The 25,865-nt window shown below is 63.9% G+C and carries 24 protein-coding genes; 14 read left to right on the top strand and 10 right to left on the bottom strand.

Annotation, left to right across the window (positions count from 1 at the left end; genetic code table 11):
- Positions 1 to 113: 113 nt before the first annotated feature.
- The 5 genes from dusB (at position 114) to ntrX (ending at position 7,335) form a co-directional block, all read left to right on the top strand.
- Positions 114 to 1,109 (top strand): tRNA dihydrouridine synthase DusB, encoded by a 996-nt coding sequence (gene dusB / locus BUB53_RS00670; protein ID WP_084728763.1) that lies wholly within the window; start codon positions 114 to 116, stop codon positions 1,107 to 1,109.
- On the top strand, positions 1,106 to 2,197 hold the full coding sequence (locus BUB53_RS00665) for a two-component system sensor histidine kinase NtrB (protein WP_073031570.1): 1,092 nt from the start codon (positions 1,106 to 1,108) through the stop codon (positions 2,195 to 2,197). Before dusB ends, BUB53_RS00665 begins: the two co-directional genes overlap by 4 nt.
- Positions 2,197 to 3,558, top strand: coding sequence for a response regulator (locus BUB53_RS00660; protein WP_073031568.1), 1,362 nt, complete (start codon positions 2,197 to 2,199; stop codon positions 3,556 to 3,558). The genes BUB53_RS00665 and BUB53_RS00660 overlap by 1 nt, the downstream gene beginning before the upstream one ends.
- A gap of 152 nt (positions 3,559 to 3,710) precedes the next feature.
- Positions 3,711 to 5,918, top strand: a complete 2,208-nt coding sequence (locus BUB53_RS00655) for a sensor histidine kinase NtrY-like (RefSeq protein WP_073031566.1) — start codon at positions 3,711 to 3,713, stop codon at positions 5,916 to 5,918.
- A gap of 7 nt (positions 5,919 to 5,925) precedes the next feature.
- A complete protein-coding gene (gene ntrX / locus BUB53_RS00650) occupies positions 5,926 to 7,335 on the top strand; it encodes a nitrogen assimilation response regulator NtrX (protein ID WP_073031564.1) in 1,410 nt (469 codons plus the stop codon).
- 23 nt (positions 7,336 to 7,358) lie between these two features.
- On the opposite strand, the gene BUB53_RS00645 is transcribed toward ntrX, so the two are convergent.
- A complete protein-coding gene (locus BUB53_RS00645; protein WP_073031562.1) occupies positions 7,359 to 7,838 on the bottom strand; it encodes a hypothetical protein in 480 nt (159 codons plus the stop codon).
- Between the two features lie 98 nt (positions 7,839 to 7,936).
- On the opposite strand from BUB53_RS00645, the gene trkA reads away from it, so the two are divergent.
- The 4 genes from trkA (at position 7,937) to hflX (ending at position 12,489) form a co-directional block, all read left to right on the top strand.
- Entirely contained in the window at positions 7,937 to 9,313 is a 1,377-nt protein-coding gene (gene trkA, locus BUB53_RS00640; protein ID WP_073031560.1) for a Trk system potassium transporter TrkA, read from the top strand.
- Between the two features lie 3 nt (positions 9,314 to 9,316).
- Positions 9,317 to 10,837, top strand: a complete 1,521-nt coding sequence (locus BUB53_RS00635) for a TrkH family potassium uptake protein (protein ID WP_073031558.1) — start codon at positions 9,317 to 9,319, stop codon at positions 10,835 to 10,837.
- 135 nt (positions 10,838 to 10,972) lie between these two features.
- Positions 10,973 to 11,212, top strand: a complete 240-nt coding sequence (hfq, locus tag BUB53_RS00630) for an RNA chaperone Hfq (protein WP_073031556.1) — start codon at positions 10,973 to 10,975, stop codon at positions 11,210 to 11,212.
- On the top strand, positions 11,209 to 12,489 hold the full coding sequence (gene hflX, locus BUB53_RS00625) for a GTPase HflX (protein ID WP_073031554.1): 1,281 nt from the start codon (positions 11,209 to 11,211) through the stop codon (positions 12,487 to 12,489). The genes hfq and hflX overlap by 4 nt, the downstream gene beginning before the upstream one ends.
- Before the next feature lie 7 nt (positions 12,490 to 12,496).
- Here hflX and BUB53_RS00620 read toward each other — a convergent pair whose 3' ends face one another.
- A complete protein-coding gene (locus tag BUB53_RS00620; protein ID WP_073031552.1) occupies positions 12,497 to 12,832 on the bottom strand; it encodes a DMT family transporter in 336 nt (111 codons plus the stop codon).
- A 238-nt stretch (positions 12,833 to 13,070) separates the two neighbouring features.
- Between BUB53_RS00620 and BUB53_RS00615 the strand changes: the two genes are divergently transcribed.
- Complete coding sequence (locus BUB53_RS00615) at positions 13,071 to 13,529, top strand: hypothetical protein (protein WP_073031550.1); 459 nt, start codon at positions 13,071 to 13,073, stop codon at positions 13,527 to 13,529.
- Between the two features lie 167 nt (positions 13,530 to 13,696).
- On the opposite strand, the gene BUB53_RS00610 is transcribed toward BUB53_RS00615, so the two are convergent.
- The 5 genes from BUB53_RS00610 to BUB53_RS00590 form a co-directional block, all read right to left on the bottom strand.
- Entirely contained in the window at positions 13,697 to 15,904 is a 2,208-nt protein-coding gene (locus tag BUB53_RS00610; protein WP_073031548.1) for an NADP-dependent isocitrate dehydrogenase, read from the bottom strand.
- 209 nt (positions 15,905 to 16,113) lie between these two features.
- Positions 16,114 to 17,328: an MFS transporter gene (locus BUB53_RS00605; protein ID WP_073031546.1), complete on the bottom strand. Its 1,215-nt coding sequence runs from the start codon at positions 17,326 to 17,328 to the stop codon at positions 16,114 to 16,116.
- Positions 17,325 to 17,690, bottom strand: a complete 366-nt coding sequence (locus tag BUB53_RS00600; RefSeq protein WP_084728761.1) for a potassium channel family protein — start codon at positions 17,688 to 17,690, stop codon at positions 17,325 to 17,327. Before BUB53_RS00600 ends, BUB53_RS00605 begins: the two co-directional genes overlap by 4 nt.
- A gap of 2 nt (positions 17,691 to 17,692) precedes the next feature.
- Positions 17,693 to 18,346 carry a DsbA family oxidoreductase gene (locus tag BUB53_RS00595; RefSeq protein WP_073031544.1) on the bottom strand — a complete coding sequence of 218 codons (654 nt, stop codon included), beginning with the start codon at positions 18,344 to 18,346 and terminating at the stop codon, positions 17,693 to 17,695.
- A complete protein-coding gene (locus BUB53_RS00590; protein WP_073031542.1) occupies positions 18,333 to 19,859 on the bottom strand; it encodes a class I adenylate-forming enzyme family protein in 1,527 nt (508 codons plus the stop codon). Before BUB53_RS00590 ends, BUB53_RS00595 begins: the two co-directional genes overlap by 14 nt.
- A 66-nt stretch (positions 19,860 to 19,925) precedes the next feature.
- Here BUB53_RS00590 and BUB53_RS00585 point away from each other — a divergent pair, with 66 nt between their 5' ends.
- A complete protein-coding gene (locus tag BUB53_RS00585; RefSeq protein WP_073031541.1) occupies positions 19,926 to 20,549 on the top strand; it encodes a helix-turn-helix domain-containing protein in 624 nt (207 codons plus the stop codon).
- A 10-nt stretch (positions 20,550 to 20,559) separates the two neighbouring features.
- Here the strand turns inward: BUB53_RS00585 and gluQRS are convergent, their stop codons facing one another.
- The 3 genes from gluQRS to BUB53_RS00570 form a co-directional block, all read right to left on the bottom strand.
- Positions 20,560 to 21,414 (bottom strand): tRNA glutamyl-Q(34) synthetase GluQRS, encoded by an 855-nt coding sequence (gene gluQRS, locus BUB53_RS00580; protein WP_073031539.1) that lies wholly within the window; start codon positions 21,412 to 21,414, stop codon positions 20,560 to 20,562.
- A gap of 51 nt (positions 21,415 to 21,465) precedes the next feature.
- Complete coding sequence (gene trmFO / locus BUB53_RS00575) at positions 21,466 to 22,827, bottom strand: methylenetetrahydrofolate--tRNA-(uracil(54)-C(5))-methyltransferase (FADH(2)-oxidizing) TrmFO (protein ID WP_073031538.1); 1,362 nt, start codon at positions 22,825 to 22,827, stop codon at positions 21,466 to 21,468.
- A 539-nt stretch (positions 22,828 to 23,366) separates the two neighbouring features.
- Positions 23,367 to 24,155 (bottom strand): enoyl-CoA hydratase, encoded by a 789-nt coding sequence (locus tag BUB53_RS00570; protein ID WP_073031536.1) that lies wholly within the window; start codon positions 24,153 to 24,155, stop codon positions 23,367 to 23,369.
- Positions 24,156 to 24,216: 61 nt separating this feature from the next.
- Here BUB53_RS00570 and BUB53_RS00565 point away from each other — a divergent pair, with 61 nt between their 5' ends.
- The 3 genes from BUB53_RS00565 to rpsI all read left to right on the top strand — a co-directional run bounded on the left by BUB53_RS00565 (position 24,217) and on the right by rpsI (position 25,840).
- Positions 24,217 to 24,636 carry a PaaI family thioesterase gene (locus tag BUB53_RS00565; protein ID WP_073031535.1) on the top strand — a complete coding sequence of 140 codons (420 nt, stop codon included), beginning with the start codon at positions 24,217 to 24,219 and terminating at the stop codon, positions 24,634 to 24,636.
- A 251-nt stretch (positions 24,637 to 24,887) separates the two neighbouring features.
- The gene (gene rplM / locus BUB53_RS00560) at positions 24,888 to 25,352 is read left to right on the top strand and encodes a 50S ribosomal protein L13 (RefSeq protein WP_073031533.1); all 465 of its coding nucleotides are present in this window, start codon (positions 24,888 to 24,890) and stop codon (positions 25,350 to 25,352) included.
- Positions 25,352 to 25,840 (top strand): 30S ribosomal protein S9, encoded by a 489-nt coding sequence (gene rpsI, locus BUB53_RS00555; RefSeq protein WP_073031531.1) that lies wholly within the window; start codon positions 25,352 to 25,354, stop codon positions 25,838 to 25,840. The genes rplM and rpsI overlap by 1 nt, the downstream gene beginning before the upstream one ends.
- The last annotated feature ends 25 nt before the right edge of the window (positions 25,841 to 25,865 follow it).

The following is a 25,865-nucleotide window of genomic DNA, read 5'->3' as shown; positions in this document are numbered from 1 at the left end:
GGTTGCACAAAAAATAGGCATCACGCTTTTGTGTGTACTGGAAAAGCCCCTGCAAATATTGCCTAAAACCCTCTTACTGGATAGAACGGCATCACTGCACAAGGATTAATCAAGTGACATCGATCCTGACCGACAGGTCTCTGACGCCTCCTGTTTTTCTGGCCCCGCTGGCGGGAATCACCGATTTGCCGTTTCGCAATCTGGTGGCGCGCTTCGGCGCCGGGCTGGTGGTGAGTGAAATGGTCGCAAGCCAGGAAATGGTGCAGGCCAAGCCGGGGGTGCGCGAACGGGCCGAACTGGGGTTCGGGCTGGAGAATACGGCGGTGCAACTGGCCGGGCGCGAGGCGCATTGGATGGCCGAGGCGGCGCGGCAGGTGGAAGCCAACGGCGCGCGGATCATCGACATCAACATGGGATGCCCCGCCAAGAAGGTGACCAGCGCCAGCGGCGCGGGGGCGAGCGGCTCGGCGCTGATGAAGGATCTGGACCACGCACTGAGGCTGATCGAGGCGGTGGTCGGGGCGGTGGGCATTCCTGTGACGCTGAAAACCCGGCTGGGTTGGGATGAGCGGATGCTGAACGCGCCCGATCTGGCGCGACGGGCCGAAGAGGCCGGGATTCGCATGATCACGATTCACGGGCGCACGCGGTGCCAGTTCTACAAAGGCCGTGCCGATTGGGCGGCGATTGCGCGCATCAAGGATGCGGTGGACGTTCCTGTGATCGCCAATGGCGACATCACCGGCGCGGCCAGTGCGCGCGAGGCGCTGCGCCTGTCGGGGGCCGACGGGGTGATGATCGGGCGCGGGGCGCAGGGGCGGCCGTGGCTGTTGGCGCAGGTGGCGGCGGACCTGTGGGGCGCGGATGCGCCGCAGGTGCCGCAGGGCGAGGAGTTGGCGGATATGGTCTGTGGTCATTACGAAGAAATGCTGCGCTTTTACGGGGCGGAGCTGGGCAATCGCGTCGCGCGCAAGCATCTGGGCTGGTATCTGGACGATGCGGGCACGGGCGCGGCGCTGCGCAAGCAGGTGCTGACCAGCCGGGATGCAGGTGAGGTGCTGCGCCTGATTCCGCGCGCGCTGCGCGATGGCGAGAGGGTGGCGGCATGATCGGGCCCGATGACGCGCTGTGGACATCGCTGCCGGTGCCGGCGCTGTTGCTGGACGAGCGGGACCGGATCGTTCAGGTGAACCCGGCGGGCGAGGGGTTTCTGATGACCTCGGCCAAGGCGGTGGCGGGTACGCCTGTCTGGGACAAGCTGATGGTCGATGCCCCGCTGGAAGAAGCGTTCGAGCGGGCGCGGCACAACGATGCGCCGCTGTTCGTCAACGATGTGGATGTGGGCACGGGCGACCGGGCGCCGCTGCATTGCAATTTGCAGATCGCGCCGATGGCGGGACAGCCGGGGCATATGCTGTTGCTGATTTCGCCGCGCGAACTGGCCGGGCGGGTGACGCAGGGCCAGTCGGTGAAATCGGCGGCCAAGTCGGCCATTGGCATGGCGGAAATGCTGGCGCATGAGATCAAGAACCCGCTGGCCGGGATCACCGGGGCGGCGCAGCTTTTGTCGATGAACCTGAAACAGGAAGATCTGGAACTGACCGATCTGATCGTCAGCGAAAGCCGCCGGATCGTGGGGTTGCTGGAGCAGGTCGAGCAGTTCGGCAATGTGACCAAGCCCAAACTCGGCGCGGTGAATGTGCATGACGTTCTGGACCGTGCGCGGCGGTCGGCCATTCTGGGCTTTGCCGCCGACATGACGATCATCGAGGATTACGACCCGTCGCTGCCGCTGGCGCTTGGCGATGCGGACCAGTTGTTGCAGGTGATTCAGAACCTTCTGAAGAACGCCTCGGAGGCGGCGGGCAAGGGCGGCGGGGTGATCCGCCTGCATACCTATTACGAACAATCGCTGCGCGTCCGGCTGGGCGGGGGCAAGGGCAAGTCGCTGCCGCTTCAGATCGAGGTGATCGACGATGGCCCCGGCCTGCCGCCCGAGATCGCGGACGACATTTTCGACCCCTTCGTGTCGGGGCGCGAGAACGGCACGGGGCTGGGTCTGGCGCTGGCGGCGAAGATCATATCCGATCATGACGGCTGGATTTCGGTCAGTTCGGCGCCGGGGCGGACGGTGTTCCGCATCTCGTTGCCGCGCGCGCCCGAAAACATGGCTGAAACCACCAAGGAGCAAGGCTGATGGATGGTACTGTACTGGTTGCCGATGACGACCGCACGATCCGCACGGTTCTGACACAGGCGCTGACGCGGGCGGGCTGCAAGGTGCATGCGACCAGTTCGCTGACCACGCTGATGCGGTGGGTGGGCGAGGGCCGTGGCGATGCGGTGATCACCGACGTGATGATGCCCGATGGCAACGGCCTTGAGATGCTGCCGAAGATTTCGCAGGACCGGCCCGACCTGCCGGTGATCGTGATCTCGGCGCAGAACACCATCATGACCGCCATTCAGGCCGAAGAGGCGGAGGCGTTCGATTACCTGCCCAAGCCGTTCGACCTGCCCGACCTGATGAAGCGCACGGCGCGGGCGCTGGAAACCCGGTCGCGCCGGCCTGCCGTGCCGGTCGAGGACGAGCGCCCGGACGAGTTGCCGCTGATCGGGCGCACCCCGGCGATGCAGGCGCTTTATCGGGTGGTGGCGCGGATCATGAACACCGACCTGCCGGTGCTGATCACCGGGGAATCGGGCACCGGCAAGTCGCTGATCGCGCGGGCGGTGCATGATTTTTCGGATCGCCGGACCTTGCCGTTCGTGACGGTTTCGCCGTCGGACCTGACCGATCTGGAAGGGCCCTCGCGGGTGATGGCGCGGGCGCGGGGCGGCACGATCGTGCTGGACGAGGTGGCCGATCTGGACGACGACGCGCAGGGCCGGGTGGTGCGGATGATGGATGCGCCGGGCGATCATGCGCCGCGCTTCATGGCGACCAGCCAGGCGCGGCTGTCGGATCGTCTGGAAAAGGGCGGGCTGCGCGAGGATCTGTATTACCGGCTGTCGGGCGCGGTGATCGAGGTGCCGAGCCTGCGCGAGCGGGTCGATGACATCCCGCTGCTGGCCGAGCATTTCCTCGGGCGGGTGGAACGCGAGGGGATGCCGCATCGGGTGCTGTCGGACGAGGCGATGGAGCTGATGCGCGCCTATAGCTGGCCGGGGAACGTGCGGCAGCTGGAGAACGCGGTGCGCCGGATCGCGCTGACCGCGCGCGCCGAAGAGATCACGCGCGCCGAAATCGAGGTGGTGCTGGGGAATCAGCCGGCGGCGCAGCCGGTGCTGGGGCAGACCCAGGGCGAAAGCCTGTCGGCCTCGGTCGGGCGGCATTTGCAGCATTATTTCGACCTGCACGGCAACATGCTGCCGCCGCCGGGCCTTTATGCGCGAATCCTGCGTGAGGTGGAACTGCCGCTGATCGAGATCGCGCTGGACGCCACCGGCGGCAATCAGGCGAAATGCGCGGATCTTTTAGGGATCAATCGCAATACCTTGCGCAAGAAGATCAAGGACCTTGAAATTAGCGTGACACGCCGCCGCAAGTTGATGTAAAACTGCAACATGCTTGTGGTATTTCGGGCGGATCGCCTGTAGGTGCCGTAGATGTTGCGGTGCGCCATGCCCGGCGCACAACTTGGTGGGGGTCGTGCGTGGCAGAGCAGACACGCAAATGGACGTGGGAACGGGTCAACCGCCTGCGGCGCATGAAGCGCCTGCAAACGCTGGCGACCTTTGGCCTTGTCGTTCTGGGGCCGGTCCTGGCGGTGGTGACCTATCTGGTGATGGGGCCGCTGGACAAGGGCGCGTCCTCGGATGTGCTGCGCATCGTTCTGTTGTCGGACCTGGTCTACGTGATCATGGTCGCCGCGCTGGTGATGCAGCGGGTGGCACGGATGGTCGCGGCGCGGCGCAAACGCTCGGCGGGGTCGCGGCTGCACCTGCGCCTGACCGGCGTTTTCGCGCTGATGGCGCTGTTGCCGACGATTGCGGTGGCGATATTCGCGACGCTGTCGGTCAATATGGGGCTCGAGGCGTGGTTTTCCGAACGGGTCGGCGGCGTGGTGGACAGTTCGGTGGCCGCCGCGCAGGCCTATGAAGAGGAACACCGCCGCGATCTGGTGGCGGATGCGCGGGTGCTGGCCTCGGTCATCAATGCCACGAAACGCGCCGTGGTGTTCATGGACGATGGTGAATTGCGCCAGATCCTGTCCCAGGGGCAGCGCGAGATTCAGCGCGGGCTGCGCGAGGCCTATGTGATCGACGGCACGGGGGATATCCGTGCGCGCGGCGAACGATCCTACCTGTTCGACTATGAGGAACCGACCGAGGAGCAGATCAGGCGCTCGGTCCAGCAGGGGATCGTCGTGATCCGTGACTGGGACAACAACGAATTCCGCGCGCTGATGCCGCTGGAATCGATTCCCGACCGGTATCTGTATGTCAGCCGCAACGTGGACGGGGCGATCCTGAACCTGCTGGACGAAACGCAGGAAACCGCCCGCTTTTACGAACAGCGCGAAAGCGAACGGGGCAGGGTGCTGTTCGAGTTCGGGCTGGTCTATGTCGGATTCGCGGTGATCCTCATTCTGGCCGCCGTGTGGCTGGGCATGTGGTTTGCCGAACGGCTGTCGCGCCCGGTGGGCCGGTTGACCAGCGCCGCGCAGCGCGTGGGCGATGGCGATCTGGATGTGCAGGTGCGCGAGGAAGAGGGCGATGACGAGATCGCGCAACTGAGCACCTATTTCAACCAGATGACGGTGCAACTGAAGCACCAGCGCGACACGCTGCTGGCCAATACACGGCAGATCGAACGCCGCCGCAGGCTGTTCGATTCGGTGCTCGGGTCGGTTTCGTCGGGGGTTGTGGGGCTGGACGCCAAGGGGCGGGTGGCTTTCGTCAACAAGGCTGCCGAGCGGTTGCTGGACTGGCACGAGGATCAGGCCAGCCTCGATCTGAGCGTGGCGGTTCCCGAGTTCGGGGCGCTGTTCGACAAGCTGCGCGCCAGCGCGGGCGGCTTCGTGCAGGAGGAAATCAAGGTCAGCCGGGGCGGGCGCGTGGAAAACCTGCTGGTGCGCATGTCGACCCGGCGCAGCGAGGCGGGCAAGCGCGAGGGCTATGTGGTGGCCTTCGACGATGTGACCGATCTGGTCGCGGCGCAGCGCATGGCGGCCTGGGGCGACGTGGCGCGGCGCATCGCACATGAGATCAAGAACCCGCTGACGCCGATCAAGCTGTCGGCGGAACGGATCAAGCGCAAATTCGGCCGGGTGCTGGAGCCCGATCAGGCGGAGTCGCTGGAGCAACTGACCGATGTGGTGATCCGCCAGACCGACGATTTGCGCCGGATCGTGGACGAGTTTTCGAAATTCGCGCGTATGCCCGAACCCGAGGCCAAACCGGAGACCCTGACGCAATTGCTGCGCGAGGCGGCGTTGTTGCAGGAGGCGGGCCAGCCCGATGTGCGCTTTGCGCTGGATCTGTGCGACGATCCGCTGCGCGCAAGCGTGGATGCGACGATGATCAGTCAGGCGCTGACCAACCTGATCAAGAATGCGGGCGAGGCCATCGAGAGCCTGAACGAGGCGGGCGCGCCCGAGGGCCATGTGCCGCAGATTCGCATTTCCAGCGCAATCGAGGACGGGCAGGCGGTGTTGCGGATCTCCGATAACGGCATCGGTCTGCCGGAAGACCGGTCCCGGTTGTTCGAGCCTTACGTGACGACGCGGGAAAAGGGCACCGGGCTGGGCCTGCCCATCGTGAAGAAGATCATCGAGGAACATGGCGGAACGCTGGCGCTGGAAGATGCGCCGGCTTTCGCCGAAGGCGCGCATCGCGGGGCAATGGCCGTGGTGCGCCTGCCGCTTCTGGCCGAGGGTCAGGATGTGGCAACTGTGGAACAACAGGCGGTATGAGGACAGTATGAGCGATATTCTGATTGTCGACGATGAGCGCGATATTCGCGAACTGATCGGGGATATCCTGGAAGACGAAGGATTCGGCACGCGGCTGGCGGGCAATTCCGAGGAATGCATGACGGCAATCGCCGAAGAGGTTCCCGCGCTTCTGATTCTGGATATCTGGCTGAAGGACAGCCAGATGGACGGGATCGACATCCTGAAGGCGGTCAAGCGCGATCATCCCGAGATTCCGGTGGTGATCATTTCCGGGCACGGCAATATCGAGATCGCCGTCGCGGCGATCAAGCAGGGCGCCTATGACTTCATCGAGAAGCCGTTCAATATCGACCAGCTTCTGGTGGTGATCCGGCGCGGCATGGAAACCAGCCGGTTGCGGCGCGAGAACCAGGACCTCAGGCGGCGCGAGACCGAGAGCGCCGACATGCTGGGCGCGAGCGCGGCCTTCCGCACGCTGATGGGGCAGCTTGAGAAAGTCACCAAGTCGAACGGGCGCGTGATGCTGACCGGCCCGGCGGGATCGGGCAAGGAACTGGCGGCGCGCTATATCCACGGCAATTCGGGGCGGGCCGATGCGCCCTTTGTCTGCGTCAGCTGCGCCTCGATCGAGCCGGACCGCATGGAAGAGGTGCTGTTCGGGCGCGAAAGCGAGGAGCGCGGGCTGGAAACCGGGCTGCTGGAAGAGGCCAATGGCGGGGTGATCTATTTCGACGAGGTCGCCGACATGCCGCTTGGCACGCAGTCGAAAATCCTGCGGGTTCTGGTGGACCAGACATTTCTGCGCGTGGGCGGAAGCGACAAGGTCGAGGTGGATCTGCGGGTGATTTCCTCGACCAGCCGCGATCTGGAGGCCGAGATCGCCGCGGACCGGTTCCGCCGGGAATTGTATCATCGCCTGAATGTGGTGCCGATCACGGTGCCGAGCCTTGAGGAGCGGCGCGAGGATATTCCCGATCTGGCCCGGCATTTCATCGCGCTCCTGAACGGCACGCAGGGCCTGCCACTGCGCGAACTGGGCGAGGAGGCGGCGGCGCTGCTGCAAACCATGAGCTGGCCGGGCAATGTGCGCCAGTTGCGCAACGTGATCGAGCGGGTGCTGATCCTGGGCGATCCGTCGGGGGAAATCCGTGCGACGGAAATCCCCGGCGAGACCGAGGTGCCGGCGGAAGACGGGCGCGTGGTGCTGTCGGGGGCGGTGGCCACCATGCCGCTGCGCGAGGCGCGCGAGGCGTTCGAGCGGGAATACCTGATGACGCAGATCAACCGGTTCGGCGGCAATATCAGCCGCACGGCGGAATTCGTGGGCATGGAGCGCAGCGCGCTGCATCGCAAGCTGAAGTCGCTGGGCGTGGTCACGGGCGCCAAGACAGGCCGCGCGAGCAAATCCGATGGCGAAGAGGCCGCCGCCGGCTGAACGGCGGCACCACTTGCCTGCGGTCAGTCCTCCGAGGGTGTGACGATCCGCCACTCGCCCGATTTCAACCGCACGGCGCAGCTTTGATCGGTCAGGGGCGGAAGCGGCGCGGCGGTGTTGACGGTGATCTTCTGGCCGCCCTCGCTCTGGCAGGCGGGCAGGCGGACCTGTGTATAGCCCTTGTCGGCCATGCAGGCCTGAACGACATCTTCACGCAGACCGGCGTTGACGTCATAGCGCTCGTATTGCGCCGGGCGGACCAGCACGCGCCGCCAATAGCAATGCCCGGACGGGGAGCAGACGGGCTGCGAGATATACTCGGCAGGGATGTAGTGGCTCCTGATCTCGGTGGGGACGGTTTCGAACGCGGCGACGCGGCAGGCGGTCAGATCCTGCGAAAGCCGGGTGGGGCTGATACCGGAGCGATACCAGAGCGGAGGTGGCGCGCAGGCCGAAAGCACGGACAGCGCGAGCGTGAACAGAAGGAGGCAAGAGCGAGTCATACGCCGATGATAGCGCGGTTTGGGGATGCGGACAAAGCAATTGACCCTGCATACCCCTTCTGTCATGCACAGGGTCCAGACAGGGTGAGGCATGAAACATGAAGGTCATCATCTGCGGTGCGGGCCAGGTCGGGTGGCAGATCGCCCGCCATTTGTCCGGTGAGCGCAACGATGTCACTGTTGTGGACAACAATCCGGATCTGGTGCGCCGGGCCACCGATACGCTGGATGTTCAGGGGATCGCGGGCTTTGCCAGCTATCCCGATGTTCTGGACCGGGCCGGGGCGCGCGATGCGGACATGATCATCGCGGCCACCTATTCCGACGAGGTCAACATGGTGACCTGTCAGGTGGCGCATTCGGTGTTCTCGGTGGAGCGCAAGATCGCGCGGCTGCGCAGCCAGTCCTATCTGACGGCGATTTATTCCGATCTTTACCGGCGTGATCACATGCCGATCGACGTGGTGATCAGCCCCGAACGCGAGGTCGCCGAGGCCGCGATGCGCCGGCTCGCCTCGCCTGCGGCGTTCGATACCGAGATGTTCCTTGCGGACAAGGCGCAACTGATGGGGTTGCGGCTGGAGGAGGATTGCCCGGTTCTCAACACGCCGCTGCGGCAGTTGAGCGATCTTTTCTCGACCCTTCGGGTGGTGGTTCTGGCGATCCGCCGCGAAGGGCGGCTGTTTGCGCCCGAGGCGGGGGATCAGCTGTTCGAGGGCGACGAGGCGTATATCTTTGCCCCGCTCGAAGACATCCCGCGCACGCTGGATGTTTTCGGCAAGACCCAGAACAATCAGGAACGCCTGGTCATCGTGGGGGGCGGCAATATCGGTCTTGCGGTGGCGCAGGCCTGCGAAGAGCGCGGCACGCGCACCCGCACCAAGGTCATCGAGCGCGACCGTCACAATGCCGAACGCGCCGCCGACGCGCTGGAACGGACCATCGTTCTGCACGGCGACGGGCTGGATTCGGCATTGTTGAGCGAGGCCGGGATCGCGCGGGCGGACGCCACGCTGACCGTCACCGACGACGACAAGACCAATATGCTGGCCGCGGTGCGCGCCAAGGCCGAGGGCTGCCCCTTTGCCATTGCGCTGATCAACGATCCGACGCTGATTCCGCTGATGGAGCCGTTGGGCATCGACGCCTATATCAACCCGCGCGCCACCACGGTCAGTTCGATCCTGCGCCATATCCGGCACGGGCGGGTGCGGTCGGTCTATTCCATCGGCGATGCCGAGGCCGAAGTGATCGAGGCCGAGGTCATGTCGACCTCGGGGATCGCGGGATCGACCATCCGCGAGATCGACTTTCCCGAAGGGGTGCTGGTGGGGGGTATTCAGAAGGGATCGAAGATTCACAAACCGACAGGCGGCCTGCGCATCGACGCGGGCGATGTGATCGTCCTGTTCGCGATGTCCGACGATGTGGCGAAGGTCGAACAGTTGCTTCAGGTTTCGATTGATTTTTTCTGACCCATGATTGCCCGGCTGCTGTCCTTTCCGCTGATCCTGATCCTGTCGGGGATTGCGGCTGCCGCGATGCTGTTGCCGGGGCTGCACGCGCTGGCGCAGGGCGATTTCAGCGTCGCGCGGGCCTTTACCTATTCCAGTATCCTGGGGCTGGCGCTGGTGGCGCTGATCGGGCTGGCGATGTCGAATCACCCGCGCCGCCTGAACAGCGATCTGAACGATCTGTTGTCGCTGTTCCTGGCCTTTACCGTGCTGCCGCTGTTCCTGGCCGTGCCGTTTTACGAGGGGCTGGCCACCACCAGTTTCCTCAATTCCTATTTCGAAATGGTGTCGTCGCTGACCACGACGGGGGCGACGATGTTCGCCGATGCGGGGCGGCTGACCGACAGTTTGCATCTGTGGCGCGGCATGGTCGGCTGGTTCGGCGGATTGCTGATGTGGATTGCGGCCTCGGCGGTGCTGGCGCCGCTGAACCTTGGCGGGTTCGAGGTGACGGCCAGCGGCGAGCCGGGACAGTTCGGCACCGAAACGGTGCGCTTCGAGCGCGCCAGTTCCGCCAAGCGGCTGTCTCAGGTCACCCGGCAACTGGCCCCGATCTATATCGGCTTGACCGCCGCGCTGTGGCTCTTGCTGGTTATCGGGGGTGACCGGCCCCTGGTGGCGGTGGTGCATGCCATGTCGACGCTAGCCACCAGCGGGATTTCCGCGGTCGGCGGAGTCGAGCATGCCGGATCGGGATTCGGCGGCGAGGCGGTGATTTTCCTGTTCTTTCTGTTCGCGCTGTCGCGGCTGACCTTTTCGTCGGACACCGTCACCACGGCGCGACCGGGCCTGCATCACGATCCCGAGTTCCGGCTGGGCATGATTCTGGTGTTCGGGGTGCCGTTGCTGCTGTTCGCGCGGCACTGGATCGCGGCCTTCGACGTGGACGAGGTGGAAAACCTGTCGCTGGCGGCAGGTGCGCTGTGGGGAGGATTGTTCACGACCCTGTCGTTCCTGTCGACCACCGGATTCGAAAGCGCCTCATGGGATGTCGCGCAGGACTGGTCGGGCCTGAGCACGCCGGGGATGATCCTGCTGGGCCTGTCTCTGATCGGGGGCGGTGTGGCGACCACGGCGGGCGGGGTCAAGCTGTTGCGGGTCTATGTGCTCTATCTGAATTCGCATCGCGAGATGGAGCGCATGGTGTTTCCCTCGTCGGTGGGGCGCTCGGGGCCCGGAACGCGGCGCATCCGGCGGCAGGGGGCGTTCATCGCCTGGATTTTCTTCATGCTGTTCGCGATGTCGCTGTCGATGATCATCATGGTGCTGGCCGGGCTGGGGCAGAGTTTCGAATCCTCGGTGGTTCTGGCGGTGGCGGCGCTGTCGACCACCGGACCGCTGATCACCGTCGCGGCGGAAACCCCCATCGAACTGCTGACGCTGAGCAGCCCTGCGAAGATGGTGATCTGCGGGGCGATGGTGCTGGGACGTCTCGAGATGCTGGCGATCATTGCGCTGTTCAATCCGGGGCTGTGGCGGGATTGAGCGCATCCCTGCCGGATCGGCGTGCAGCGATTTGATTTTTGGGCTGGAAACTCGTGATCACGCACTCCATACTCAGGCAGACGGATACATCGCGCCAGTCCGTGGCGCGCGCAAGAACAAAGGCTTTGATGGACTATGGCATCTGATCGACAAAATCTTCAGGACGCATTTCTGAATCAGGTACGCAAGACCAAGATCCCGGTCACGATTTTTCTGATCAACGGTGTGAAACTACAGGGCGTTATCACGTGGTTCGATAACTTCTGTATCCTGCTGCGCCGCGACGGGCAGTCGCAACTGGTTTACAAGCACGCGGTGTCCACGATCATGCCATCGCAGCCCGTCAGCCTGTACGAGGGTGACGACGCGTCTTGACGCAGACCACAGACCACGCAGACACACGCGCATGGGTATTGCACCCCGATATCCTCTCGGCGGGATCGGGGCGCGATCCGGCACTGGCCCTGGAAGAGGCCGTTTCGCTGGCCGAGGCCCTGCCGGGGCTTGAGGTGTGCGGCGCCGATGTGGTGCGCCTGCCAAGGCCGCATCCCGGAATGCTGTTCGGCAAGGGCAAGCTGGAAGAGCTGAAAACCCGGATCGAGGCGGACGAGATCGAGCTGGTTCTGGTCGATGGCCCGGTCAGCCCCGTGCAGCAGCGCAATCTGGAGCGGGCCTGGGGCGTCAAGCTGTTGGACCGCACCGGGCTGATCCTTGAGATTTTCAGCGATCGCGCCGCGACCCGCGAGGGCGTGTTGCAGGTGGAGATGGCGGCGCTGAGCTATCAGCGCACGCGGCTGGTGCGGGCCTGGACCCACCTTGAGCGGCAGCGCGGCGGGCTTGGCTTTGTCGGCGGTCCGGGCGAGACCCAGATCGAGGCCGACCGGCGCGCCATCGACGAGCAACTCGTGCGCCTGCGGCGGCAGTTGGAGAAGGTGGTGAAAACGCGCGAGCTGCACCGCGCGTCGCGCGCCAAGGTGCCGTTCCCCATCGTGGCGCTGGTGGGCTATACGAACGCGGGCAAATCGACGCTGTTCAACCGCCTGACCGGGGCCGAGGTGATGGCCAGGGACATGCTGTTCGCCACGCTGGACCCGACGATGCGGCGCATCGAGTTGCCCGGCGGCGGGCCCGAGGTGATCCTGTCGGACACGGTGGGGTTCATCAGCGATCTGCCCACTGAACTGGTCGCGGCCTTCCGCGCCACGCTGGAAGAGGTGCTGGCCGCCGATCTGATCGTGCATGTGCGCGATATCTCGCATCCCGAGACCGCGGAACAGGCCGCCGATGTGCGCGCCATTCTGGACAGTCTGGGCGTGCGCGAAACCACGCCGCAGATCGAGGTATGGAACAAGATCGACCGGCTGGATGACGAGGCCCGGCAGGCGGTGCTGACCCGCGCTGCGCGCAGCGACAACGTGCAGGCGCTGTCGGCGGTGACCGGCGAGGGGATGGACGCGCTGATCGAGGCGATCACCGCGGGCGTGACCGAGGCCACCCATGTCAGCGTGCTGCGCCTTGGGTTCGACGCGGGGCGCAAGCGCGCATGGCTTTACGAGCGCGGGCTGGTCGAAGAGGAACGCCAGACCGAAGACGGGTTCGAATTAAGCGTGCGCTGGAGCGCCAGGCAGGAAGCGCAGTTCGGCCAGGTGTGACGCGGCGTCAGTGGTGGGCGGTGTTGGAGAACAGCTGAATCAACACGATACCGCCAAGGATCATGCCGGTGCCGACGATGGCGGGCAGGTCGAGTTTCTGGCCGAACACGACAAAGCCAATCATCGCGACGAACACGATCCCCAGCCCCGCCCAGAACGCATAGGCGATGCCCACGGGGATATATTTCAGCGTCAGGGCCAGAAGGTAGATCGCGATGCCATAGCCGACCATCGCCAGAAGCGAGGGCCAGAACCGGGTGAATTGCTGGCTGGCCTGAAGCGCGGTGGTGCCGATGGTTTCGGCGGCGATGGCGACAATCAGCAGAAGATAGACCTTGGTCATGCGCGGCTCCGGCGTTTGGGATATGGGGCCGTGCTACGCGGTTTTCGGAGTCTGTGCAATTCGGGAAATGGGCACCGTTCGACGCGCTGTCAGGCGGGAAAACGATGTCGGGCAGGGGGATGGACGCGCGCCGTTAGATGGTCTAACTGACGGGCGATCGAATTCGACATGAATGGACTGCGTTGCCCGGAACTGATCCGAGCGTCAATGCCGCTCCGGTAACTGGTAGAAAGCTGGTATGTGGAAATATAGCATTCTTTTTGGTACGGCATTCGCCGTTTCGGCCTGTACCACGTCCGCCCCTGAAGAGCCGTTCTTTCCCGAAGGTGCCGCCACTTCGACCTTTACGTTTCAGGATGACAGCTATCTTCGTGGCGTGAAGGGGAGTTACAACACTGTCCCGAGAGGGCGCCCGGCAGCCATTCTTGACGTGACCTATGAGATCGAGTGCCTTGCGGACAATGCCCAATCGCGTGCCGCGCGCGCGAAGAAACTTCTGGATGATGCCTATGTCGTAGCCATCCACCTGTATTACGACAATCCACGCGAACATGGCTGGTGGCGTCAGGATGCGTCGAAACGGGTGGAGCCGGCAGGCTGCATCGTGACCGGCCTGCGGTATGAACCGCGCACATACGATCCGCAAGAGACATTGTTGTATCTGGTCCGGAACAGCGGCCGGACACCGCTTAAATAAAGCGGAGCCGACGTTTCATTTCGACTGAAATCGCTGTGGGCGCATGGCTGCGGTCACGGAAGGGCGAATTCCTGCAAAAAATTCGGTCCGGAAACTTTTTAAGTTTCCGGTTTCCCGTGCCGGACAGGGGCAGGGCCGGCCGGTGGAACCGGCCCTGATTGTTTCGCTCAGTCGATGATGGCGTTGAGCGTGGCGCTCGGGCGCATGACCGCGGCCAGTTTATCGGCGTCGGGGTGGTAATAGCCGCCGATATCGGCGGGTTTGCCCTGTGCGGCAGCCAGTTCACCGGTGATTTTCGCCTCGTTCTCGGCGAGGGCCTTGGCGACGGGGGCGAATTCCTGTGCCAGATCGGCATCGTCGCCCTGGGCGGCCAGGGCTTCGGCCCAGTAGCGGGCGAACCAGTAATGGCTGTCGCGGTTGTCGGGTTCGCCCACCTTGCGCGAGGGCGAGCGGCCATTGTCCAGAATGCCCTGTGTCGCGGTTTCGACGGTTTCGCCAAGCACCTTGGCGCGGGCATTGCCCTTGGCCTCGGCCAGGAACTTGAAACTTTCGCCAAGTGCGCAGAATTCTCCGAGGCTGTCCCACCGCAGGTGGTTTTCGGCCTGAAGCTGCTGAACGTGCTTGGGGGCCGAGCCGCCTGCGCCGGTTTCGAACAACCCGCCGCCGTTCATCAGTTTCACGATCGACAGCATCTTGGCCGAGGTGGCCAGTTCGAGGATCGGGAACAGGTCGGTCAGGTAGTCGCGCAGCACGTTGCCGGTGATGGCGATGGTGTTTTCGCCCCTGGTGATGGTCTCAAAGCTGGCGCGGGTGGCGTCGCGGGGCGACATGATTTCGAACTTGTCCGCCACGCCCTTGGCTTCGAGGATGGGTTTCACGTATTTGATCAGTTCCGCATCGTGGGCGCGGGCCTGATCCAGCCAGAAGATCGCGCGATAGCCGGTGGCCTTCTGCCGTTCGATGGCGAGATTCACCCAATCCTCGATCGGGGCCTTGCGGGCCGAAGCCGAGCGCCAGATATCGCCCGCCTGCACACTGTGCTCGTGCAGGGTGGTGCCGTCATCCAGAACCATTTTCACGGTGCCGTCGGCGGGGATTTCAAAGGTGGTCGGGTGGCTGCCGTATTCCTCGGCCTTCTGCGCCATCAGGCCGATGTTCTGAACGGTTCCGGCGGTGGCCGGGTTCAGCTTGCCATTGGCTTTGAAGAACTTGATGGCCTCGTCATAGACCGGCGCATAGCTGTCGTCGGGGATGACGCAAACGGCATCGTGTTCCTTGCCGTCCGGGCCCCAGCCCTTGCCGCCGGCGCGGATCAGGGCGGGCATCGAGGCGTCGATGATCACGTCCGAGGGCACATGCAGGTTGGTGATGCCGTTGTCGCTGTCGACCATGTACATCGGCGGGCGGGTGGCGCGGACTTCTTCGATGGCCTTGAGTATCTCGGGCTGATCCTTGACACGCTCCAGCAGGTCGCCGAGGCCGGAATTGGGGTTCACGCCCAGGTCCTTCATCTGGTCGCCGTATTTCTCGAAGACGGGCTTGAGCCATTCCCGGACGGCGTGGCCGAAGATGATCGGGTCGGAGACCTTCATCATCGTGGCCTTCATGTGCAGCGAGAACAGCACGCCCTCGTCCTTGGTTTTCTCGATCTCGTCGGCAAGGAAGGCGTCGAGCGCCTGTGCACTCATGTAGGTGGCATCGACGACGGTGCCTGCGGGATAGCTGACGCCGTCCTTGAGCACGGTTTCCGAGCCGTCGGCGGCGGTCAGGACGATCTTTGCGGTCGCGGCCTTGTCGAGCGTTGCCGAGGTTTCGTTGGAGAAGAAATCGCCGCCCGACATCGAGGCCACGCGGGTTTTGCTGTCAGCGCTCCAGTCGCCCATGCGGTGGGGGTTGTTCTGGGCGAATTTCTTGACCGCGGCGGCGGCGCGGCGGTCGGAGTTGCCTTCGCGCAGGACGGGGTTTACCGCCGAGCCCTTGATCGCATCGTAGCGCGCACGGGCGTCCTTTTCGGCGTCACTTGAGGGCTCATAAGGGTAATCGGGGATGGCAAAGCCCTGATCCTGCAATTCCTTCACGGCGGCCACCAGTTGGGGCACCGAGGCGGAAATGTTGGGCAGTTTGATCACGTTGGCGTCGGGGGTTTTGACCAGTTCGCCCAGTTCGGCCAGATCGTCGGAAATGCGCTGATCCTCGGTCAGCGATTCCGGGAAGGCGGCCAGGATGCGGCCCGCGAGCGAGATATTTTTGGTGCCCACCGAGACGCCCGCCGCAGCGGCAAAGCGCTGAATGATCGGCAGGAGCGAGGCGCTGGCGAGTTCGGGCGCTTCGTCGACCTTGGTGTAGATGATGTCGGGATTGGAAGTATTGGCCATCTGTGATCCCTTTCGATCAGGTTTTGGACTGGTCTGCACACCCCGGAGTCATGCGGGCGGGCAGGCGGTAGGGTCTTGGTTGGGCCTTCGCCGGTCCCCCGGCCGGTGTCGGCGCGGTGGGGCGAAGACTCGGGACTTGCCCGCGTCATAGCGCAATCCGCTGGTACGGGAAAGATGGTATGCGACAGTATACTGAAAAAGTTTTCAGATCAGACGGCGTATTCCTCGGAGTGGGCCAGACGGGTCATCAAAGCTCGGGCGACCGCGACCGCGATCAGGACCGCCACGAAGAGCGGCATCGGCGTGCCATTGAACATCAGCCCCACGGGCACGGTCAGCACCACCGACCCCACGGTGGCGATGGCCGCGATCACACTTGCGCCCATGCCCGCGATATGACCGAGCGGTTCCATCGCCAGCGCGTTGATATTGCCAAGGGTCAGCGCCGCATGGGCAAAGACGCTGGTCTGCCACGCGATATAGAGGGGGAACTGCCAAGCGGGCGGCAGCAGGCCGAACCAGAACGCCAGCACCATGCCCCCGGTCAGGACGATCTGCACCGACAGCGCAGCGGCCACCATGCGCCGCATGCCAAGGCGCATCACGACCCGCGCATTGAACAGGCTGAACAGCCCGGCAATCATGGCCATCATGAAGAACCAGACGGGAAAGCTGTCGGCGCGATCGAAGAAGGCCTCGAAAACCTGCTGGATCATCGAAATCGAACAGAACAGCGTCGTCATGCACAGCATCTGCACCGCGATCGACAGGCGCACGGTGCGATGCGACAGCACCTCGCGCAGGGCGAGCGCCATGGCGGCGCGGCGGAAGGGGCGGCGCGCCTGTGGCGGCAGGGGTTCGTCGAGCCGCAGCGCCAGCCACAGGTTGCTGGCCAGGGCGAAAACGATGAAGGACACGAAGATCATGCGCCACCCGGCAAGGTCAATCACCACGCTGCCCGCCAGCGGCGAAATTGCCGGAACAAGGGTGAACACCATCATGACAAAGCTCATCAGCCGGGCCATGTCGCGGCCTGAATACAGGTCGCGCACGATGGCCAGAGCGACGATGCGCGCCGCCGCAGCCCCGAGGCCCTGAACGATCCGCGCGGCGATCATCAACTCCAGCGTCGGAGCGGCCCATGCCAGTGCGGCGCCGAAGATATAGACGCCCGCGCCGGTCAGGACGACCCGCTTGCGCCCGAAACTGTCCGACAGCGGCCCGGTGAACAGGGTGCCCATGCCGAGGCCCAGGATGAAGGATGTCACCACCAGCTGCGCGCGGTTCAGCGCCTGCGGTGTCAGTTCCGCGCCGATCTGGGGCAGGGCGGGCAGCATGGAATCGATGGAGAAGGCGATCGTTGCCACCAGCATCGCCATCATCGCCACGAATTCCACCCGGCCCAGCCGGGATTGCCCGGTCATTGCCCCGGACTTTCAGAATCGGCCTTGCCATGCTGGCCGTCTTCGCCGGGCCATTTGCGATGTTCGTCATGCGTGGTTCGCAACCTTGCGCGCATTTCGTGTTTACTGACGGCGAACTTGCCGAATTGCTGGATCGCGATGGCAAATATGCCGAGGCCGAGGCCGATAAAGACCGTCGTGCCGATCTTGCCCATCGGCGTGGCCGGAACCAGTTCGCCATAGCCGACGGTGGACAGGGTGACGACGGTGAAAAAGTAGCTGTCCAACCAGCTCCAGCCTTCGACATGGTGGAAGAACACCGTGCCGCCGCCGATCAGCGCCAGCAGCAGCCCAATCAGCGTTATGGCCTTGGTGCCTTTCATGATCAGCTTTCGCCCGCCGCTTGGTCGAGCTGCGCGGTGATCTCGTCGATCACCTTGAGCCACAGGTCGGGCGGCTGTGCGCCGGGCACGGCGTGCTGGCCATTGACGATGAAGGTGGGCACCGAGGAGATACCCATTTCGCGAAACTGCGCATCGCTGGTGCGAATGGCGTTCTCATCCGCGTCCGAGGCCAGCAGGCGACGCACCACGGCGGCGTCCATTTCCAGACCGTCGGCCAGATCGGCCAGAACATCGTGATCGCCGATGTCGCGCCCGTCCTGAAAATAGGCCCGAAACAGCGCCATGGCCATGGCGGTCTGGCGGTCCTCGATACCCGCCCAGTGGATCAGTCGATGGGCGTCGAGCGTATTCGGGGTGCGTTTGATCGCTTCGAAATCAATGTCCAGACCGGCCTCGGCAGCCTTTTCCACCACTGGCAGATAAGCCTGCACCGCGGCGTCCTTGCCGCCGAACTTGGCTTCGAGATAGGCGCGGCGGTCCATGCCTTGGCGCGGCATGTCGGGGTTGAGCTGAAACGGATGCCAGTGGATCGTGAACGGGTGGTTTGGGCGATCCCTGAGGGCGGCATCCAGCAAGGTCTTGCCGATATAGCACCAAGGGCAGATCGGATCGGAGATGATATCAAGCTTGACCATTCAGGGCCTCGTAAATCGGACGCAATTCCCGCCGCAGCAGTTTGCCGTTCGCGCCGGTGGGCAGGCTTTCCACATGGAAATAGCCACGCGGGCGCTTGTAGGCGGCGAGGTTCTCCTGCACATAGGCGTTCAGGGCGTCGGCGTCCACCGGGTTGGGCGCGGTGTAGAAGGCCATGATCAGGCGGGTGTCCTGTTTGACCTCGATATCGGTGACGGCGGCCTGGGTGATGTCCGGGTAGCGATTGAGGACGGTTTCGACTTCGAGCGGCGAGACGCGAAAGCCCCCCGCGTTCATCATGTCGTCGGCGCGGCCCAGATAGGCGATGTCGCCGCTATCGTCCATCATGCCCTGATCGCCGGTCAGGAACCAGTCGCCCTGAAACCGAGCGGCAGTATCCTCGGGTGCGTTCAGATAGCCCAGCATCAGGCCCGGATCGCTGCGGTGAATGGCGATGGTGCCTTCCTGCCCGATCTCGACGGGACCGTCGGGGCCGACAATGGCGACATGGCGGCCCGGTTGCGGGCGGCCCAGAGTGCCGGGGCTGGCCGGGTGGTCGGGGCTGGCCGAAATGAAGGTGGAGCATTCGGACATGCCATAGGCTTCGTGTATGGCGGTGCCGGTCGCGTCCTCCCAATGATGGCGGATGTTGTCCGACAGTTTCTCGCCCGCGGCCAGCCCGTGGCGCAGTTTGGGCAGCGACAGCGTTGCGTCGGGGCCAAGCATCTTGCGAAAGACGCCCGGCGCGGCGGCAAAGATCGTCGCGTCATGGCGTTTCAGCAGCAGTGGCAGTTGCGCGGGCGCAATACCCGGTTCGGGGATCAGAGCGGTGGCGCCCACGGTCCAGGGGTCCATCAGCCCGGTGCCGAGCGTATAGGCCCAGTTGAACGCACCGGCGTGCAACAGACGGTCGTCGGCATTCAGACCGCTCCAGCCGCCGATCATCATCTGGCGCGCCCAGATGGCGCGATGGGCATGGCACACAGCGCGCGGCACGCCCGACGTGCCGGAGGTGTAGATGATATAGGCCATGCGGTCGGGATCGCCCATGTCCCATTCGGCCGGGGGCAGGTCGCGCATCTCCTCCAGCGCGGGCTGGTCGATGATGGGCACATCGGTTTCCGGGTAGGCGATGCCGGGGCCAAGCAGGATGACCGCCGGATTCAGCGTGGCGATCATTCCGGCCACCTCCGGCGCGGTCAGTTGCGACGAGGTGGGCACGGGCACCAGCCCCACGGCGATGGCCCCCAGATAGGCAATGGGAAATTCAACGGTATTACCAAGCCGCATCAGCACCCGGTCGCCCGGTTTCAGCCCGGTTTGCAACAATCCCGTGCCGGTGCCCAGCACCGCCTGTTTGAGGCGCGCATAGCTCCAGCGTTCGGCGCCGGAGAGCCGCAGGATGGCCAGCGCCACCTTGTCGGGGGTATCGTCGGCATGGGCCAGCACATGGGCCGCCAGATTGAACGGCGCGGGGCAGGGTGGATGCGGGACGGTATGGGTTTCGGCGAGCATAGGCAGGGATTAGGCCGCGCGTCCCTCAGTTGCAAGTGGGGCTGAGTGCTCTTATAGGAACGGCTTATGCAGCGAACGACACCTCAGAACCTGATCCGCGTGGCCCGCGAGACTGGCCGCGACGAAACGGCGGAGCCGTTGAACCTTGGCGAACGGGTGCGTGAGCTGCGCAAGGCGCGGGGCTGGACGCTGGAACAGGCGGCCAGTCAGGCGGGGCTGGCGCGCTCGACCCTGTCGAAGATCGAGAACGGGCAGATGTCGCCCACCTATGACGCGCTGAAAAAGCTGGCGGTGGGGCTGGAGATTTCCGTGCCACAACTGTTCACCCCGCCGCAGCGCGAGCAGATCAGCGGGCGGATGTCGATGACACGGGCGGGCGAGGGGCAGCAGCAGGCCACCGCCACCTATGAGCATGAATTGCTGGCCGAAACCCTGACCAAGAAACGCATGATGCCCTATCGCGCCCGTATCCGGGCGCGCAGCGTCGAGGAATTCGATGGCTGGGTACGTCATGACGGCGAGGAATTCCTGTATGTGCTGACCGGGGTGATCCGGCTGTATACGGAATTCTACGAGCCGATCGAGATGCGCCGGGGCGACAGCGCCTATTACGACGCGACGATGGGGCATAACGTGGTGTCGGTGAGCGACGAGGATGCAACGATCCTGTGGGTCACGTCGCTAACGTGAGGTTCGCCGCCTAAAGGTCTACCATGTCACGAATATCCTGCGGGCTGCGCCCTTCGGCGCGGTAGGTGGCGATGGCGCGGGCGTCGTCGCGCTTGGCCAGTCGCTTGCCGGTATCGTCGCGGATCAGGCGGTGGTGGTGATAGATCGGCGTCGGCAGGCCCAGAAGGCGTTGCAGGACGACATGAATCTGCGTGGCGCTGAACAGATCCTGGCCACGGATCACGTGACTGACCTGCTGATCGGCATCGTCCAGCACGACGGACAGGTGATAGGAGGCCCCCATGCCGGGCCGGGCCAGCGCCACGTCGCCCACGGTGGCACCCATATCCTGCGGGGTGATCTGGCCGGTTTCGCCATCCGGGCCGCTGCCGGTTTCGGTGAACGCAACCGGCCCGTTCAGACGCGCCAGCGCGCGGGCCATGTCGAGCCGCAGCGGTTTGTCGGGCATCGGGCCGGTGGGCGGGGTGGCGGGGCGGCAGGTGCCCGGATAGACCACCCCGTCAGGGCCGTGCAGCGGCGCGCCTTCTTGCGGGGCCGAGGCAGCGGCGCGGATATCGGCACGGCTACATGCGCATGGGTAGAGAAGCCCCTGATCCCACAGGATTTCAAGCGCCTCCCGATACCGGGGCAGGCGCTCGGACTGGCGCAAAACAGGGGTTGGCCATGTCAAACCGAGCCAGTGCAGGTCGTCATAAATCTGCTCCTCCCATTCGGGGCGCGAGCGGGACCGGTCCAGATCGTCGATCCGCAACAGGAACACCCCGCCTGCCGCCTGTGCCATGTCATGCGCCAGAAACGCGGAATAGGCATGACCCAGATGCAAAGGGCCAGTCGGGGATGGGGCGAAGCGGGTTCTGAAAGTCATTTGATTACAGGGCCTAGGGGGATGCTGTTCATGTGTCTCATCCCGACAACATCAGCCCTGAGCCGGCGCCGGAGCGGCCTGTTCCAGCCAGCCCCTCCAGGCGGCTTTGGCGCGGTCGGTATAGGCCTTGTAGCGATCCTTGCGGCCCCGGCGCCCGCCCTTGAGCCCCTCGACAGGCCGGAACAAACCGAAATTGACGTTCATCGGCTGGAACGTCCTGGCCTCGGCGCCGCCGGTGATGTGATGGATCAGGGCCCCCATGGCGCTGTCTTGCGGCGGTGGGGGCAGCGGTTGCCCGAGGATTTCCGACGCGGCCAGACGCCCCGCCAGAAGGCCCATCGCGGCGGATTCGACATATCCCTCAACCCCGGTGATCTGCCCGGCAAAGCGGATATGAGGCCGTGATTTCAGGCGCATCCGGTCATCCAGCAGTGTCGGTGAGTTCAGGAAGGTGTTGCGGTGAATCCCGCCAAGGCGCGCGAAACTGGCATTCTCAAGCCCCGGAATCATTTTGAAAACAGAAGTTTGCGCACCATACTTCATCTTGGTCTGGAAGCCGACGATGTTATAGAGCGTCCCCAGGGCGTTGTCGCGGCGCAGTTGCACCACGGCCCAGGGTTTGACATCGGGCTGGTGCGGGTTGGTCAGGCCGACGGGTTTCATCGGGCCGTGGCGCAGGGTTTCGCGCCCGCGTTCGGCCATTACCTCGATCGGCAGGCACCCGTCGAAATACCCGGCGGTTTCGCCCTCGTGAAACTCGGTCTTGTCGGCGGCCAGAAGCGCGTCGATGAAAGCCTCGTACTGGTCGCGAGTCATCGGGCAGTTGAGATAGGCGGTGCGCTCTTCCTCGGTTTCGCCCTTGTCATAGCGCGACTGCATCCATGCCTGTGACATGTCGATACTGTCGAAATAGACGATGGGCGCGATGGCGTCGAAAAAGGCCAGCGCATCGGTTCCGGTTTCCTGCGCGATGGCCTGTCCCAGCCTCTGGCTGGTCAGCGGGCCGGTGGCGAAAATCCAGTGTCCGTCATCGGGGAGGGCGGTGATCTCGCCCTCTTCGACGGTGATCAGGGGATGATCGCGCAGCTGTCTGGTGACGGACCGGGCGAACGGGTCGCGATCCACGGCCAGCGCCCCGCCCGCGGGCAGGCGGTGGCGGTCGGCCATGGCCATGATCAGCCCGTTCGCGGCGCGCATTTCCCAATGCAACAGGCCGACGGCGTTCTGTTCGTCATCGTCCGAGCGGAACGAGTTGGAACAGACCATCTCGGCCAGGTCGCCGGTGCGGTGGGCGAAGGTTTCGACCTTGGGGCGCATTTCGTGGATCACCACGGGAACGCCCATCTGCGCCGCCTGCCAGGCGGCCTCGGACCCGGCCATGCCGCCGCCGACGATATGAAGTGTGTTGCTCATGGCCTGCGATGTAGGGGATCGCGCAGCGTTTGGGAAGGGTTCAGGAGGGGCGGCAGTGCAGGGTCCGCGCCGGGCCGCCCGTGAGGCGCGTGCCGGTTTTCACGGGTTTGGTGTGCCCACCTGCCGGCCATGAAAAGAGGGGTGTGGCGAAAACAAGGCAAATGTGGACAAATTTTGACGTCGGAAAATCGCGCGGGCGGTGATCATGTCACCGCAAACCCAAACCCCTTGTTTTATTGGCAATCGTGGGGTTGGCATAAGCCATAATGCTTTGCTGATCAAAAACGCTTATCCGATTCCCTCGAATGTCACCTACACCAACCCCACGCCAAAAATGGCAGAAATACGTCACAAAAAAACTACGTGCAGTGAAACGGTGTGTTTCTTTTTTGGAAACAATAGGGGTAACAGGCTGTTAACGATTGGAAATCCCCAAAGCGCCATATCGTGCACCTGGAATTTCGACGTTGGAGCGGTGTCTGATTTGTTTCAATCACAGGAACAATAAGTCGGATCGGCAGCTATTGATGCCGGTTCGCTCATCCCTGATCCCATTCCGGCGCCCGTTTTTCAAGAAAAGCGGCAATGCCTTCGGCGGTGTCCCGATACAGCATGTTTTCGACCATCACCTCGCCTGTATAGGCATAAGCCTGATCAAGCGGCATTTCGATCTGATCGTAAAAGGCGCGTTTGCCGATGCGCACGGCGGCGCCCAGCTTGGCCGCGACCTTATCGGCCAGGGCGTCGGTTTCGGCCTCCAGTTGCTCATGCGGGACCGTGCGGTTGATCAACCCCAACTCCAGCGCGCGGGTCGTGTCGATGAAGTCCCCGGTGGTCAGCATCTCGAACGCCTGTTTGCGCGGGATGTTGCGCGACAGGGCGACCATCGGCGTCGAACAGAACAGGCCGATATTAACGCCATTCACCCCAAAGCGCGTGCCCTCGGCGGCGACGGCCATGTCGCAGGACGCCACAAGCTGACACCCGGCGGCGGTGGCGATGCCGTGGGGTTGTGCGATCACCGGCTGGGGCAGCGTGCGAATGGCCGTCATGACCTTGGCGCAGCGGGCGAACAGATCGGCGAAATAGGCACGCCCGCCATCCTCGGCCTGACGGCCCTGGGTCATTTCCTTGAGGTCGTGGCCTGCGCAGAACGCCTTGCCCGTGCCGGCGATAATGACCACACGGATGGACTCGTCGGTGGCGAGACTGTCGAACTCGGCCTGCAAGGCGGCCAGCATCGCATCGCTGAGCGCATTCAGCTTTTCGGGGTGATTGAGCGTCAGCCGTGCAACCGCGCCACGGTCGCTGCGTTCGAGAATTGCCATCTTGAACCTCCTCCTGATGTTGTGGACAAGTTTAGGCATGAAGGGGCGGGGAGGGAAGCGCATGAGCCTGAAAATGACACAAGACCAGCTGGCGGAGTTTCTGGTGGCGGAATTTCCGCAGGTGGCGGGCGATTTCGCCATCGAAGATGTCGGCGAAAACCGCATTCGTGTGCGGCTGGTCACCGAAGAGCGACATTTGCGGCCGGGCGGCACCGTATCGGGGCCGACGATGTTCGCACTGGCCGATGTGTCGGTCTATCTGGCGATCCTGGCGATGATCGGCCCCAGGGCGCTGGCGGTGACCACGAATTGCAGCATAGATTTCATGCGCAAACCCGCCGCGGGCGCGGATCTGATCGCCGAATGCCGGTTGCTGAAACTGGGCCGGGTGCTGGCGGTGGGCGAAGTGCTGTTGTTCTCCCAGGGGGTCGAGGCCCCGGTGGCGCGCGCCAGCCTGACCTATTCGATCCCGCCCGGATAAGTCGGGCGTGGGCAGGGGGCTGCCTGCCCCCGTCGCCGGCTATGCGATAAGACGTCCCTGCGGATGTTTTTGGGCAGAAGATGGATTTGAATTGGGGTATTTTAATACCGTAATTTTAAGACATTGAAAACAAACGATTTAATTGGAATTGTCGCGCTTGACCTGTGCCGCGCAGTGTTTATAACCGCGCCATCGAACAAAGGGGCGGGTCCGAGGACCGGTCCGGCACGTCAACAAGGGATTTCCCTGCAATGAAAACATTCTCTGCAACTCCGGCAGATATCGACAAGAAATGGATCCTGATCGACGCTGAGGGCGTTGTTCTGGGCCGTCTTGCCTCGATCATCGCCATGCGCCTGCGCGGCAAGCACAAGGCATCCTTCACGCCGAACATGGACATGGGTGACAACGTCATCGTCATCAATGCCGACAAGGTCCAGCTGACCGGCAACAAGCGTGAAAAGCCCAACTACTGGCACACCGGCCATCCGGGCGGCATCAAATCGCGCACCACCGGCGAGATCCTGGAAGGCGCGCATCCCGAACGCGTCGTCATGCAGGCCGTCAAGCGCATGCTGCCCGGCAACCGCCTGGCCCGCAAGCAGATGACCAACCTGCGCGTCTATGCAGGCACCGAACATCCGCACGAGGCGCAAAGCCCCGAAGTGCTGGATGTGAAATCCATGAACAAGAAGAACACGCGGGTGGCATACTGATGGCTGAAGAAATCAAATCGCTCGAAGATCTGGAATCGGTTGCCGAGGGCGCCGTTGCCGAGATCGAAGTCGAAACCCCGCGCGAGCCGGTCCGTGACGAACTGGGCCGCTCTTATGCCACCGGCAAGCGGAAAGACGCGGTGGCCCGTGTCTGGATCAAGCCCGGTTCAGGCAAGGTGGAAGTGAACGGCAAGGAACTGAACAAGTACTTCGCCCGTCCGGTTCTGCAGATGATCCTGCGCCAGCCCTTCACCGTGGCCGGTGTCGAAGACCAGTTCGACGTGATGGCGACCGTCAAGGGCGGCGGCCTGTCGGGTCAGGCCGGTGCGGTCAAGCACGGCATCTCGAAGGCGCTGCAACTGTACGATCCGTCCCTGCGTTCGCCGCTGAAGGCCGCGGGCTTCCTGACGCGCGACAGCCGTGTCGTGGAACGGAAGAAATACGGCAAGCGCAAGGCGCGCCGGAGCTTCCAGTTCTCGAAGCGTTAAGCAACGCGACAACGTATCATCGAAA

This window comes from Roseovarius pacificus (assembly GCF_900142665.1).
Classification (GTDB): domain Bacteria; phylum Pseudomonadota; class Alphaproteobacteria; order Rhodobacterales; family Rhodobacteraceae; genus Roseovarius; species Roseovarius pacificus.
Note: the sequence above shows the minus strand (reverse complement) of the source record. Positions and strands in the feature narration are given on the sequence as shown.